The organism is Bacillus sp. 1735sda2, assembly GCF_024159245.1.
GTDB classification, from domain to species: Bacteria; Bacillota; Bacilli; order Bacillales; family Bacillaceae; genus Bacillus; species Bacillus pumilus_O.
Genome location: NZ_JAMYWZ010000001.1, coordinates 1,146,543 through 1,161,224 on the forward strand (window position 1 = coordinate 1,146,543; position 14,682 = coordinate 1,161,224).

At 38.6% G+C, this 14,682-nt stretch carries 14 protein-coding genes and 1 other annotated feature; of the genes, 12 read left to right on the forward strand and 2 right to left on the reverse strand.

The window, feature by feature from the left end; translation table 11 throughout:
• The first annotated feature begins 59 nt into the window (after positions 1 to 59).
• From NKR21_RS05775 to NKR21_RS05785, 3 genes are all read left to right on the forward strand, one after another.
• Complete coding sequence (locus NKR21_RS05775) at positions 60 to 812, forward strand: SAM-dependent methyltransferase (protein WP_144456061.1); 753 nt, start codon at positions 60 to 62, stop codon at positions 810 to 812.
• Positions 813 to 959: 147 nt separating this feature from the next.
• The gene (locus NKR21_RS05780; protein ID WP_253602465.1) at positions 960 to 2,246 is read left to right on the forward strand and encodes an MFS transporter; all 1,287 of its coding nucleotides are present in this window, start codon (positions 960 to 962) and stop codon (positions 2,244 to 2,246) included.
• 72 nt (positions 2,247 to 2,318) lie between these two features.
• A complete protein-coding gene (locus NKR21_RS05785) occupies positions 2,319 to 3,071 on the forward strand; it encodes a YjbA family protein (RefSeq protein ID WP_144456059.1) in 753 nt (250 codons plus the stop codon).
• A 35-nt stretch (positions 3,072 to 3,106) separates the two neighbouring features.
• Here NKR21_RS05785 and trpS read toward each other — a convergent pair whose 3' ends face one another.
• Positions 3,107 to 4,102 carry a tryptophan--tRNA ligase gene (trpS, locus tag NKR21_RS05790; RefSeq protein WP_012009563.1) on the reverse strand — a complete coding sequence of 332 codons (996 nt, stop codon included), beginning with the start codon at positions 4,100 to 4,102 and terminating at the stop codon, positions 3,107 to 3,109.
• A 53-nt stretch (positions 4,103 to 4,155) separates the two neighbouring features.
• Positions 4,156 to 4,374: a binding site (T-box leader), on the reverse strand.
• Between the two features lie 482 nt (positions 4,375 to 4,856).
• On the opposite strand from trpS, the gene NKR21_RS05795 reads away from it, so the two are divergent.
• The 9 genes from NKR21_RS05795 to spxA all read left to right on the forward strand — a co-directional run bounded on the left by NKR21_RS05795 (position 4,857) and on the right by spxA (position 13,762).
• Positions 4,857 to 6,494: a peptide ABC transporter substrate-binding protein gene (locus NKR21_RS05795; protein WP_144456057.1), complete on the forward strand. Its 1,638-nt coding sequence runs from the start codon at positions 4,857 to 4,859 to the stop codon at positions 6,492 to 6,494.
• A gap of 116 nt (positions 6,495 to 6,610) precedes the next feature.
• Positions 6,611 to 7,555, forward strand: a complete 945-nt coding sequence (locus NKR21_RS05800; RefSeq protein ID WP_144456055.1) for an ABC transporter permease — start codon at positions 6,611 to 6,613, stop codon at positions 7,553 to 7,555.
• Between the two features lie 3 nt (positions 7,556 to 7,558).
• Entirely contained in the window at positions 7,559 to 8,476 is a 918-nt protein-coding gene (locus NKR21_RS05805; RefSeq protein WP_144456053.1) for an ABC transporter permease, read from the forward strand.
• A gap of 12 nt (positions 8,477 to 8,488) precedes the next feature.
• On the forward strand, positions 8,489 to 9,568 hold the full coding sequence (locus NKR21_RS05810) for an ABC transporter ATP-binding protein (protein ID WP_301287553.1): 1,080 nt from the start codon (positions 8,489 to 8,491) through the stop codon (positions 9,566 to 9,568).
• A 1-nt stretch (position 9,569) separates the two neighbouring features.
• Entirely contained in the window at positions 9,570 to 10,490 is a 921-nt protein-coding gene (locus tag NKR21_RS05815; RefSeq protein WP_144456049.1) for an ABC transporter ATP-binding protein, read from the forward strand.
• Positions 10,491 to 10,624: 134 nt separating this feature from the next.
• Positions 10,625 to 11,977, forward strand: a complete 1,353-nt coding sequence (locus NKR21_RS05820) for an IS1182 family transposase (RefSeq protein ID WP_253602410.1) — start codon at positions 10,625 to 10,627, stop codon at positions 11,975 to 11,977.
• Between the two features lie 193 nt (positions 11,978 to 12,170).
• Positions 12,171 to 12,458, forward strand: a complete 288-nt coding sequence (locus NKR21_RS05825; protein WP_012009570.1) for a hypothetical protein — start codon at positions 12,171 to 12,173, stop codon at positions 12,456 to 12,458.
• A gap of 136 nt (positions 12,459 to 12,594) precedes the next feature.
• The gene (locus tag NKR21_RS05830) at positions 12,595 to 13,173 is read left to right on the forward strand and encodes a GNAT family N-acetyltransferase (RefSeq protein ID WP_012009571.1); all 579 of its coding nucleotides are present in this window, start codon (positions 12,595 to 12,597) and stop codon (positions 13,171 to 13,173) included.
• 193 nt (positions 13,174 to 13,366) lie between these two features.
• Complete coding sequence (gene spxA, locus NKR21_RS05835) at positions 13,367 to 13,762, forward strand: transcriptional regulator SpxA (protein ID WP_003211421.1); 396 nt, start codon at positions 13,367 to 13,369, stop codon at positions 13,760 to 13,762.
• A gap of 40 nt (positions 13,763 to 13,802) precedes the next feature.
• Here the strand turns inward: spxA and NKR21_RS05840 are convergent, their stop codons facing one another.
• Entirely contained in the window at positions 13,803 to 14,468 is a 666-nt protein-coding gene (locus NKR21_RS05840; RefSeq protein WP_144457874.1) for a TerC family protein, read from the reverse strand.
• Between the last annotated feature and the right edge of the window lie 214 nt (positions 14,469 to 14,682).

Consider the following 14,682-nt stretch of genomic DNA (forward strand, 5'->3'; position numbering starts at 1 on the left):
AAATTTGATATAGTACCATAGATTTACAGTGAATAAGAGATTGAGAGGGGGGCTCCTGATTGTCTGTTAAAGTGGAAACACCAATTTCAGATGATGGTACAAACTTTTTTGGTTTCCAGTATAAAGAGATTTACTCACGTCTTTTATCTCAAAATGTGGATATGGAAATTGACTTTATTCAAAGAAAAATTCTTCAAAACTATGATCATCCGCACATTTTAGATTTTTGTTGTGGACATGGAAGACACCTGCTTAAACTTTGGCAGGCAGGTTTTCAAATAGATGGACTGGATATTAATCAGGATTTTTTGGCGCATATTGAAAAAGAGTCAAATCACCAAGTGACAACATTTTTAGAAGATGGAAGAGATTTTCATCCCCCTCGAACGTATGATGTTGTGCTTAATATGGAAACATCGATTGTCTATATGTCAGATGAGGAGAACATGAAAATGCTGAGGTCCATGTATTCATGTTTAAATGAAGGTGGAACATTGCTTCTTCATCTTGCAAATCGAGAATTTCTTATTAAGTATTTCCATCCACTTATCTGGTTTGGAGACGAAAAGACAGGCTATGCCTTAGAAAAAAGACAGTTAGATATAGTAAACAGCACTATTAAAATAGAACAAACAAGGATAGTGAATTACAAAACAACCAACCATGTCATCACAATGCGGTTATATAGTGTAGCTGAAATCACAAATATGCTAAAAGATGCTGGTTTTATTGTCAAACATATTTATGGAGATTTTGAAAGTAATTCATATAACATAGAAGCTCACAACACGATACTTTTATGCACAAAATGAAGCATTAAAGGGGGTGAGTCATATGAAAACAAACGTTATTATCATCATCACAAAATAAGTGACTTTTATATTCATTCTGAGAAGTGCGTGTTCAATCACACGCACTTTCTTACGTAAATAAATAGTTCAGACGAGAAGATTGAGAGGTTGATTTTATTGATCGCTATCCTGAAGCAGCCACAATTCCTTATGTTTTGTATGGGACAATTATTTTCCCGTTTTGGGGACGGTCTTACAACTATTGTCATCCTTTATGTGGTTGGAACTACATCGAATGATCCGTTATTAATTGGATTTGTGTTATTTTGTCAATATTCACCCATGTTTTTCTTTGGCTTATTTGGTGGTGTTGCGGCAGACCGATTCAAAAAACATCATATTATGATTGCAGCCGATTTATTTCGGTCTTTCATATTAATAGGAATGATCTTTAGTTTACACCATCCAGTGTATGTCATTATCCTCGTTTTTTTATCAGGTATAGGAAGTGCTTTTTTTTATCCAGCGCGCTCCTCGTATATTCCGGTTGTAGTGGGAGAAAACAATATTACAGAAGCGATGGGGGTTTCTCAAAGTATTTATTCCGTTATGCAGATTGCGGGTCCTGGAATTGCAGGCCTACTTCTTCTTTTCTTTTCACCGACAGCTCTACTCATTATCGATATTTTTACTTATAGTTTATCCGCATGTTTTATCTTGCTGACGGCTGTACTTGTGAAAAAGAACAATAAGGAAGGGGAAGCGAGCCTTTCAACGTCTAAAGAAAAACAGTGGACGGCGATCAAGCAAGGATTGAAGGTAGTATTTCAATCAGCACCACTTGCTTTTTTAATCCTTTTATTAACACAAGTCATGTTTATCGCAGGAATTTTTAATACTACATCCAACTCTATTTTGCTGCACGAGTTTCAAGTATCAGGTTTTCATTTTGGGATGATTGAAGCATTTTCGGGTATCGGAGCCGTTATCGGTTCCATTTTAGGTCCTTACTTGCTTGGAAAAATCAAACCTGGTTATATTTTAATGACAACGACGATCTTTATGGGAATTTGGATGATGGTCATCATACCGGTTGAGTTTCTAGAAGCACTGTTTGGGTTACCACCAGTCTACCTTTGGGTGTTTGGTATCGGCTTAATGAATGCTTTCTTGAATGTGCCGATTAGCAGTTTATTTCTAGGGCTTACTCCAAATGCTTATAGAGGACGTGCAATGTCCATCTTACAAATGTTCTCTAACTTCGGTATCATTCTTGGATTAATCATCGCCGGTATGTTTTCAAAATATATTGGTGTCATTTGGATTACAGCCATCTCTGGCTTAGTACTGCTCGCTATCAGTTTATTCTCAATGCGGATGAAAGGTTTTTCCGCCTTATTAACTGTCACGAAAAAAAATAAAGACAAACCGTCCGTTGCCCAGCTTGAAGTTTAATAAAGTTGGAATAATTTCTCTATCCCTTGCCCATACTGTGGACAACAGTTTTTATAAAGTGAGGGATTGGTTATGTTATTTCTTCATGACGTATGGGTGAATTGGTTTGAAGGGGAAGAAAATGGCTACAATGTGTGTCATTTTCATGAGTGGCGTAAGGAGGACAGTGTGGAGCTGTTAGATCAAGTACCTTTACTTAAGGTGCAGAGTCCTTTGTATGATTACATAGAGAATGATCTTTCAGAACTGCCGAAGACGCTGCTAGAATCTGTATTTGAGAAATCATATATTCGAAAAAATCATGAACGGCGTAAACTAGAATATTGCTTTGTGGTGACGGACGGTATCCGGATTATTGCGGTGGATACGATTGGGTATTCCATTCCTGTGAGGAAAAGCCGCTTAATCCCAAGGCAGGAGCAATTGGTGTATGAAATGGTGAAAGATGTGAAGGCTGAGGAATATGAATTTTCTCAGGAAAGTCTTGAGTCGTCGAAGGAGTATCATATTTTGTCTTTACCGCCGCAGCACATTAGCGGACTAACAAGAAAAGAAAGACAGTTGAAGCAGCTCATGTTTATGGCGCTCGATCAATTAAAAGGTCTTCAAAACAGGGCGGAGATTGCGTATTGGTATACGGAATGGAACCCGCGTATGTACAATCAAATTAAGCGAATGTCATTCGAAGAGATTTGGAACATGCTTTACAATGAAACCATTGATGGATGGTCAGAGAATCATTTAGCCTTCTGTGAAAAAATGATTAAGGGACAGCCGTTTTTTGAAAAGCTTTGGGAAATGGAAAATGAATCAAAGGTGAATTAGAAAAAGCTTGCAGCACATCACGCTGCAAGCTTTTTTTATTTGCGTTTTCTACCTAGACCCATTGCATTCTCCATTTTTTTCAGCATTTTATTTGCTGCGCGATTTGCTTTTTCAGCACCTTCGTCAAGAATGCGGTCAAGCTCATCTGACTCAATGAGTTCATAGTATCGATCTTGAATTGGTTTTAAAGCATCAACGACGACGTTCGCAAGATCTCCCTTAAATTCACCATACCCTTTGCCTTCATATTTTTGCTCAAGCTCTGCAATCGATATGTTGCCTAACACAGAATAAATCGTCAGTAAGTTCGCAATACCAGGCTTGTTCTCTTTGTCGTACTTAACGATGCCTTCTGAATCCGTCACAGCACTTTTGATTTTCTTTTCAAGCTGTTTTGGTTCATCTAATAAAGTAATGAAGGATTTTTGGTTCGGATCGGATTTGCTCATCTTTTTCGTTGGATCTGCTAACGACATAATCCGAGCGCCTTCTTTTGGAATCTTCACTTCAGGTACAGTGAAAATGTCATTGTATTTGCGGTTAAAACGTTCAGCAAGCGTTCTAGTCAATTCAAGATGCTGCTTTTGATCTTCTCCGACAGGGACTAAATCAGTACCATATAATAAGATATCACCAGCCATTAATGGGGGATACGTTAATAGTCCTGAAACAACCGCTTCCTTACCAGCGGATTTGTCCTTAAATTGGGTCATTCTCTCTAATTCCCCAATATAAGCAACACATTGAAGCATCCATCCTGCCTGGGCGTGAGCAGGTACCTCTGATTGGATAAACAATGTCGCCTTCTCTGGATCAAGTCCAACTGCTAAATAAAGAGCTGCTAAGCTTCTAATATTTTGGCGAAGGGCTAGCCTGTCCTGACTCACCGTAATTGCATGCTGATCGACGACACAAAAATACCCGTGATAATCATGTTGCAAATCGACAAATTGCTTCATCGCTCCGATATAGTTCCCCAATGTGACCGAACCGCTCGGCTGAATGCCTGAAAAAATTGTCTTCTTTGTCATACTAAAACCTCTTTTCCTCAATATAAAAAGGCCCACCCGTCACTTTTCAACAGAAAAGGGACGAATGAACCGTGGTACCACCCTTGTTATTTCACATGGAAATCACTCAAGACGTTGATATCGGAGACTGCTCCGTCTAAGCCTACTTACTTTCAAAAGTGTTCGGTTAGCTGCTCCAAAGCCCATTCCATATATGCCATTGTCTGCTCGCACCGACCGCAGACTCTCTATAAATGGTGAATATATGTACTCTTCTTTTTCATCGCAACAGTATGTCTATCTATTATAAAGGATGACCATAAAAAAGTCACGAAGCCCCTTATGTGACCTTCTCATCATGTCGTTTGACACTTAAAATTTTAGGTAAAATACCAACTATCTGTCAGAATTTTTTAAAAAGGGATGATTAATTATATGTATAAAACATTATTCCAGCTGAATTTGTTAAATTATTTTAATCAATTTCCGCTTTAATTTGTTGAAGTGATTGAGACTTTAGTTTATAAAAATCCCTCTTTATCCCCATTTACGTTTTTTAAAAATATATGAAATTGATATTGCAATAAATTATTCTATTCATTATAATTAATTTGTTCACACGTTTGTGCTAGGCTCTTTACATAGTGAAAATTCAGAAAAAACAAAAGAAATAGAAAGTAAGCTATTTAGGGACTTTTTTACGCTATTTCTTAAATCTGAATCTCATCTTCTATCGAGACCTTTGAACTAAAACATATTATAAGGGGGAATACAGTTGAAAAAGCGTTGGTCTGTTGTTACATTAATGCTTATTTTCACACTTGTATTAAGCGCTTGTGGTTTCAGCGGAAACAAATCAGGCGACAGCACGAGCAGTTCTGGAGAGGCTAAAACAACATTAAATGTGAATATCTCCACTGAGCCTTTTTCTCTACATCCAGGATTGGCAAATGATTCAACTTCAGGAAGTGTCATCCGTCAGACTTTTGAGGGATTAACAAGAATTAACGCTGAAGGTAAGCCAGAAAATGCAATGGCTTCTGATATCAAAACAAGTGCTGATGGTAAAACATACACATTCACACTTCGTGATGCAAAATGGTCTAATGGTGACCCTGTCACAGCTGAAGATTTCGAATATGCTTGGAAATGGGCATTAGACCCTAAAAATGAATCTCAATATGCTTACCAGCTTTACTATATTAAAGGTGCTGAAGCAGCCAACAAAGGGGAAGCGAAAGTTGCTGATGTTGGCATTAAAGCAAAAGACAAAAAAACGCTTGTTGTTGAGCTAGAGAACCCAACACCGTTCTTTACTGAACTAACTGCATTCTATACGTATATGCCAGTCAACAAAAAAGTGGCTGAAAAGAATAAAAACTGGTACACAAATGCTGGTGAAAACTACGTATCTAACGGACCATTCGTTCTTTCTCAATGGAAACATGGCGGTACTATCACGCTTGAAAAGAACAATGAATACTGGGATAAAGATACTGTGAAATTGAAAAAAATCAACATGTCTATGATCAAAGATACAAATACTGAGCTTAGCATGTTCCAAAAAGGCGAGCTTGACTGGGCTGGTTCTCCAACAGGAAACCTTCCAACTGAGTCTTTACAAAAATTGAAAAAAGATGGCGGTCTTAAAATCCAAACGATCGCTGGTATTTATAACTACAAATTCAACACAGAAGTAAAACCTTTAAACAATGCAAACATCCGTAAAGCTCTTGCATACTCAATCAACCGTCAAGCGATCGTTGACAAAATTACGCAAGGTGAACAAGTTCCAGCTATGGCAATCGTTCCACCAACAATGGAAGGTTTCACTGATAACAAAACTGGCTACTTCAAAGATCACGATGTAGATACTGCTAAAAAACTTCTTGAAAAAGGTGCGAAAGAATTAGGTTATAAGTCTGTTTCTGATCTTCCAGCTTTGAAACTTTCTTACAACACTGATGAAGCTCATCAAAAGATTGCACAAGCAATTCAAGAAATGTGGAAAAAAGATTTAGGTCTAAAAGTTGAACTTGATAACTCTGAGTGGAACGTATACATCGACAAAATCCACAGCGGAGACTACCAAATCGGACGTATGGGCTGGTTAGGTGACTTCAACGATCCAGTGAACTTCCTTGAGCTTTACAAAGATAAAGACGGAGGAAACAACGACACTGGATGGGAAAGCAAAGAGTACAAACAATTGTTGAATGATTCTGCAAAAGAAACAGATAAAACGAAGCGTGAAGAAATGCTGAAAAAAGCAGAAGAAATCATCATCAACGATATGCCTATAGCACCAATTTACTTCTATACTCAGCTTTGGGTTCAAGATCCAAAACTAAAAGGTGTGGTTGTATCTGGACTAGGTGATGTTCAATACAAATGGGCACATTTCGAAAAGTAAGAGTTATAGTGTAAGAGATCTACGGCAAGGATCTTAAGGTATATGGAGGATGTCTCTCCATATACCTTTCTTGCTGATTAGAGAAAATGTTGTAAAATCATGGAGGTGCAATTCCGTTGCTTAAATATATCGGTAAGCGATTAATATATATTTTAATCACACTGTTTGTTATTGTAACTGCGACTTTCTTTCTCATGCAGGCAGCACCGGGTGGTCCATTCTCTGGTGAGAAGAAACTTCCTGCTGAAATTGAAGCAAACCTAAACGAGCACTACGGGTTGGACAAGCCCTTATTTGTTCAATATGTAAACTATTTAGGTTCAGTTGCAACATTAGATTTTGGTCCCTCATTTAAATATAAAGGACAAACTGTAAATGACTTAATCAGTTCTGGATTCCCCGTTTCCTTTACCCTCGGAATTGAGGCAATTCTCCTCGCGTTAGCATTTGGTGTATTGTTTGGGGTCCTTGCAGCGCTCTATCATAACAAGTGGCAAGACTATACGATTGCCATTTTAACGATCTTTGGAATTTCAGTTCCAAGTTTCATTTTAGCGGCGCTACTACAATATGTATTTGCATCTGAGGCAAGTTTTTTAGCGATCTTCCCAGTTGCAGGATGGGAGTCTTGGGCCAGCACCGTACTACCTTCTATTGCACTTTCCTTCATGCCTATGGCATTTATCGCTAGACTTGCACGGTCAAGTATGCTTGAAGTTCTAAATAGTGACTACATTAGAACGGCTAGAGCGAAAGGATTAACGAAATCAGCTGTGACGATTAAACACGCCATTCGAAACGCATTGTTACCTGTCATTACATATATGGGACCAATGGCTGCTTCAGTTTTAACAGGTAGTTTTGTCGTGGAGAAGATTTTCGGTATTCCTGGATTAGGCTCTCACTTTGTCACAAGTATTACGAACCGTGATTACACCGTCATCATGGGTGTTACAGTCTTCTACAGTATTATTCTATTAATTAGTATTTTAGTCGTTGACGTCCTCTACGGTATTATCGATCCTAGAATTAAACTGACGAAGGCGAAGAAAGGGGTCTAACACATGGAAGAGATGAGAAAAGATTTATTTGTTCCTGCGACAGCTGACGCAGCAGAATCTGAAAAAATTTCTAAACCTAGTCTATCTTTATGGAAGGATGCTATGCTTCGCTTCCGTGCAAATAAACTTGCAATGGTTGGTCTTACAATCATTTTTATCATTGTAATGTTAGCCATTTTAGTTCCGTGGTTTTCTAAGTATGATTATTCAACGACTGATTTACTGAATGCGGACCAGCCGCCTTCAAAAGAGCATTGGTTCGGTACAGATGATTTAGGACGTGACATGTTTGTCCGTACATGGGTCGGGGCAAGAATTTCGATCTTCATTGGTCTTGCTGCAGCTATTCTTGACGTAATCATCGGGATTATTTGGGGAAGTATTGCAGCATTCAAAGGTGGCCGTACAGATGAAGTAATGATGCGTATTGCTGACGTTTTATGGGCAATTCCAACACTACTAATGGTCATCTTAATGATGGTTGTTCTGCCAAAAGGATTATTAACGATTATCCTTGCCATGACAGTCGTAGGCTGGATCAACATGGCACGTATCGTTCGGGGACAGGTTTTACAATTGAAGAGTCAAGAGTACGTTCTTGCTGCACAAACATTAGGTGCGAAAACATCTAGACTTTTATTTAAACACTTAATTCCAAACTCAATGGGACCAATTCTTGTGACGATGACATTAACCATTCCTTCTGCTATTTTCACAGAGGCATTCTTAAGCTATTTAGGGCTGGGTGTACCTCAACCATTAGCAAGCTGGGGAACAATGGCTTCTGACGGAATTCCAGCCATGACGTACTACCCTTGGAGATTATGGTTCCCAGCCGCATTTATCTGTATAACAATGTTTGGTTTTAACGTGGTTGGAGACGGACTAAGAGACGCTTTAGATCCGAAGTTGCGTAAATAAGGAGTGATTAGGATGGAACGTGAACGTATTCTAGAGGTGAAAGACCTTGCTATCTCATTTAAAACATATGGTGGAGAGGTTCAAGCCATTCGTGGTGTGAACTTCCACTTAAATAAAGGCGAGACACTTGCTATTGTAGGTGAATCTGGATCTGGTAAAAGTGTGACATCACAGGCTATCATGAGATTAATTCCGATGCCGCCCGGTTATTTCAAGCGCGGACAGATCCTGTTTGATGGGCAAGATATTGTCAAGAAAACGGAAAAACAAATGCAAAACATCCGAGGAAAAGACATCTCAATGATCTTCCAAGATCCAATGACTTCTTTGAACCCAACAATGAAGGTCGGGAAACAAATTACAGAAGTGCTGTTCAAGCACGAACAAATTTCAAAAGAAGCGGCTGAAAAAAGAGCCATTGAATTATTGGAGCTTGTTGGAATAGCAATGCCTGAAAAAAGAATCAAACAATACCCACATGAATTTAGTGGCGGGATGAGACAAAGGGTTGTCATTGCGATGGCACTTGCAGCAGATCCAAAGCTATTGATTGCCGATGAGCCGACAACAGCACTAGATGTAACGATTCAGGCGCAAATTTTAGAATTAATGAAAGAAATTCAGCAAAAGGTTGAAACGTCAATTATCTTTATTACACATGATCTAGGTGTTGTCGCCAACGTCGCTGATCGTGTAGCTGTTATGTATGCAGGTCAGATTGTCGAAACAGGAACTGTTGATGAAATTTTCTACAATCCACAACATCCGTATACGTGGGGACTGTTGGCATCAATGCCAAGCCTAGACACAGATGGCGGGGCTGAAGGAAAGCTAACTGCAATCCCAGGAACACCGCCAGATCTGACAAACCCGCCGAAAGGAGATGCATTTGCACTCCGAAGTGATTATGCAATGAAAATTGACTTTGAACAAGAACCGCCAATGTTCAAAGTATCAGATACGCATTATGTGAAATCATGGCTACTTCATCCAAATGCACCTAAAGTTGAACCGCCTGCTTCTGTAAAGGCGAGAATGCGTGAACTAGAAGGTAGCTACGAAAAACCTGTATTAGTAAAAGAGGGTGAATAGCATGGCAGAAAAACTGTTAGAAATCAAAAATTTAAAGCAGCATTTCCATACAGCAAGAGGAACGGTGAAAGCAGTTGACGGCGTTTCATTTGATATTTACAAAGGTGAAACACTAGGCCTTGTAGGTGAGTCTGGTTGTGGTAAGTCCACTACGGGCCGTTCCATCATTAGACTTTATGATGCGACAGATGGCGAAGTTCTTTATAAAGGGGAAAATGTACACGGGAAGAAATCAAGACAAAAAATGCTTGAGTTCAACCGTCAGATGCAGATGATCTTCCAAGATCCATATGCCTCATTGAACCCTAGAATGACAGTGCTTGACATCATTGCAGAAGGTATCGACATTCATGGTCTTGCAAAAACAAAGCAAGCACGTAAAGAGCGTGTGTACCAATTGCTTGAAACTGTTGGCTTGAACAAAGAGCATGCAAACAGATATCCGCATGAATTCTCTGGAGGTCAAAGGCAGCGTATTGGGATTGCGCGTGCATTAGCAGTTGAACCAGATTTCATTATTGCCGATGAACCAATCTCTGCATTAGATGTGTCTATCCAAGCACAGGTCGTCAACTTAATGAAAGAGCTTCAAGAAGAAAAAGGCTTAACGTACTTATTCATTGCCCATGACCTGTCTATGGTAAAATACATCAGCGATCGCATTGGCGTAATGTATTTCGGGAAATTGGTCGAGCTGGCACCAGCGAATGAATTATACGAAAACCCGCTTCATCCATATACAAAATCATTACTATCTGCGATTCCGCTTCCAGATCCAGATTATGAGCGTAACCGCAAACGAATCAAGTATGATCCATCTGTTCACAAAGGAACGAACACTGAGTTCCGTGAAGTGAAGCCAGGCCACTTTGTGAGCTGCACAGAGGAAGAATTCAAAGAGCTTCAGGCAAAACAATCATAAGAGAGAAGAAGCGCTGCTACGTCAGTGCTTCTCAGGCTGTCGAGAAAATCTCGGCAGCTTTATTTTTTCCCTTAAATTTTCTATCACTCCATTTTATAATAGAGAAAAGCATTCTAAAGGAAGGTGTTTTTCTCATGTTCCACACTAGAAATTCTTCTCAGCACGAAGCCGAATTTGTATTGCTAGATCAACTGGTCGAAGAGGATCACCTGCTTCGTAAAATTGATCAGTACATTGATTTTTCATTTATCGTAGATAAAGTAAAACCCTATTATAGTGAGAATAAAGGTCGTCCTTCTCTTGATCCGCTTATTTTGTTCAAAATGATGTTTATCGGATACCTTTACGGTATCCGTTCTGAAAGACAACTCGAAAAAGAAATTTACTATAACATGGCGTATAGATGGTTTTTAGGTTTGAACATCAATGATCCCGTTCCCCATCACTCCACTATTAGTTGGAATCGTCGTACTCGATTTAAAAATACAACGATTTTTCAAGACATTTTCGATGAGATTGTGCTTCAAGCTATCAATCATGATATGGTAGGAGGTCGCGTTCTTTTTACTGATTCAACTCATCTTAAAGCCAATGCTAATAAACATAAATATACGAGAAAAACGATTGAACAAGATACCCAGAACTATATCAATGATTTAGAAGAAGCAGTCCAAGAAGATCGGGTGGCACATGGAAAAAAGCTCTTAAAGGTAAAAGAGGAGGTGAAAACAGAAAAAGACATTCGTCAAAGTATGACTGATCCTGAAAGTGGCTATCTATATCGCGAAAACAAGCCTGAAGGCTTTTTCTACCTAGACCACCGGACAACAGATATGAAGTATAATATCATCACCGATGCTCATGTCACGCCTGGAAATGTCCATGATTCTGTTCCATATCTTGATCGGTTAGATCACCAAATCGCACGATTTGGTTTTCAAGTAGAAGCTGTTGCGCTTGATTCAGGTTATTTGACAACACCAATTTGTAAAGGTTTATCTGATCGACATATTTTTGGTGTCATTGCCCATAGACGTTTTCATCCAACAAGAGGATTATTTGAGAAGTGGAAATTTCAGTATGATTCTGAAAATGATCATTACATATGCCCAAAAGGTGAGAAGCTTTTATATACGACAACAGATCGAAAAGGTTATCGATTCTACAAATCAGATCCTAAAAAATGTGCATCGTGTCCTTTCCTTGAAAGATGCACAAGATCGAAAAATCATCAAAGAGTCATCTCAAGACACATATGGGAAGAACATAAAGAAAAGATCAGACAGAATCGTCTAACTGTCTCTGGAAAAGAGCTATATAAAAAAAGAAAAGAAAAAATAGAGCGAAGCTTTGCAGATTCAAAACAACTGCATGGGCTTCGCTACTGCCGGTTAAGGGGGAAACAAAATGTGAGTGAGCAAGTTCTCCTCACAGCTGCGTGCCAGAACATGAAAAAGATTGCCACACACCTAGCGAAGCTAGGCTAGGTGTGTGGGAGGCCTTTTTCATTAAATCTCATCCATCATAATTACGATGAAAATAAAAAAGCCTGTAGAAAAACATGAGTTTCTCTACAAGCTGAGAAGCGCTGCTACGTCAGTGCTTCTTTTTTTATTTTACAAAAGAATGCGATAATGGTAATTTCTAGTTAACAACAAACGGGTTCTAGGAGGAAATCAGATGTCGATATGGAAGACGTTTCGCTATTCATTCTTTCACTTTCTCATTGTATTCATGCTTTTTTCAACGTCTTTTTTGAGAAAGCCAAATGGAGTGCAGTGGATGATCATATTTATGGTGTTCATTGGCATTGCGTCTTTTTCCGTGGAATATATGCTTCACCTGAAATTAAGCAATCAGAAAGAGGAAGCACGCCGCAGAAAGTATCTTTATTTCATCATGTTTCAAACTGGGATGACACTCATCCTGTTTGTCTGTTTTCAATTACTCATGAATCGTTCGATATAAAACTTTTTTCTGTTGTTTGAAAAAAAGTGAAACTAGAGGAGACTTTTCTGCGTCTTACTAGTACAGGCGTTTAAATAGCAGGAAATCGGGAATATCTAAGGAAGTGATTCTTAACGATATCATAAGGAGCGGATCCATGAATTGGTATGAAAAGCTCAGTGAATACTTCCCGATAGAAGAAATGAAGTCAAAAGAGCATATGGAAGCTTTATTAAAGGAAAGAAGTGATGTTTATCATAAGGAGGAAGGACCTCATCATGTGATGATGTACGCCGAATTTGATCATTTCATCTTTATTGATTATTTATTTGTTTCCAGAGATGCAAGAGGTGAAGGCCTCGGATCAAAGCTCATTCATAAGCTGAAGGAAAAAAAGAAACCGATCTTGCTTGAGGTTGAGCCTGTAGATGAAGATGATGCAGATACTGCAAAACGCCTAAAGTTTTACCAAAGAGAGCACTTCAAGCATGCAGAATCAATCGGTTATAAACGCAGGTCACTTGCAACAAATGAAGTGAACCGCATGGAAATCCTTTATTGGTCGCCTCTTATAGATAATGAGGAAGAAATGATGGAGGCTATGAGGAAGACCTATGAACGAATCCATACGTATAAAGACGAAGAATGGTATGGGCAGTCGTATGAGGATGTTGATGATGTATTAAAGGTCATTGAAAATAGAAAACAAAAAAATATTTTCGATCATCTCGACTAAATGAGAATGTTCAGACATCAAGCAACACTACAAAATGAATGAAATTGTCTAGTTTTTGTCACAAAAATTGCAAGAAAATCTGTTCACACTTACTTTTTTATAGTATAATCACTATAAAGATTACTTATTTAGAACAATTTTAATTTAAGAATACAGATCAATATTCATTCTACAAATTGAGGAGTGAAGATTTATGGTAACATTATACACATCACCAAGCTGTACATCATGTAGAAAAGCAAGAGCGTGGTTAGAAGAACACAATATTCCGTATCAAGAGAGAAACATCTTTTCAGAGCCTCTTTCAATCGATGAAATTAAAGAAATTCTTCGAATGACTGAAGACGGTACAGATGAAATTATCTCAACACGTTCAAAAGTATTCCAAAAGCTAAATGTGAATGTTGAGACAATGCCTCTTCAACAATTGTATAAACTAATCAATGAGCATCCAGGTCTTTTAAGACGTCCAATCATCTTGGATGAAAAAAGACTACAAGTTGGCTACAATGAAGATGAAATTAGACGTTTCCTTCCAAGAACGGTTCGTACATTCCAACTCAGAGAAGCTCAGCGACTTGCTAACTAATAGAAAAAACGAAAAGCTGCCGATCATTTGGCAGCTTTTTTTATTTGTTTTCAGCCGTTTGTTCGTAAAACAGGCTGGCTAAAATGACCATGATGACTGTTAAAAAAGGGAGCATCAATTCAAGAGTTGCGTGCTGTGCCATAAATTCATTCAATTTCACATCACGAACAATCATTTCACCGCCAGTAAAAGCCAAAAGAGCACTTCCTCCGTATAAAAGAAACGGAAATTTGGTTAAAGCGGCATGAATCAGCTTACTTCCCCAAATAATAATCGGTACTGAAATCATCAGCCCAAAGGCAGTCAGCAACATGTTGCCCTTTGCCGCTCCTGCAACAGCAATCACATTATCAAGTGACATAAAGAGGTCGGCAATCACAATGGTCTGTACCGCACGCCAAAGGGAGCCGCTGCTTTTAATACGAATCGATTCATTCTTTTGTTCAATTAACAAATTGTATCCTATATAAAGGAGAAAAAGTCCGCCGATAAATTGCAAATATGGGATGGTCAATAAATAAACTGCGGCACCTGTCATTGTAATTCTCATCAGCACGGCCAAAAGTGTGCCGATCCATATGGCTTTATTGCGTTTGTCATTTGACAAGCTGCGGCTAGCCATCGCAATGATCAACGCGTTATCACCGCCTAAAATCAGATCGATGCCAATAATCATCAGTAAGGATATGAGCCACTCTGTTTCCATCCATTTCACCTCATGTCTAATAGAGCTCGTACAACCAATATATGAAGACAATTCAAATATATGTTTCTGTAAGTTTTCTTTGCAAAAAATGCGTTTTTATTTCTTTTATTCATGTTTTATCATAAAATAGATGATCAAATGTTTTCGATAAATGCTTATAATGCTTGATTTTATAGGGGTTTCTGGCTTTAAGAGTACAAAAAAATCACGAAAA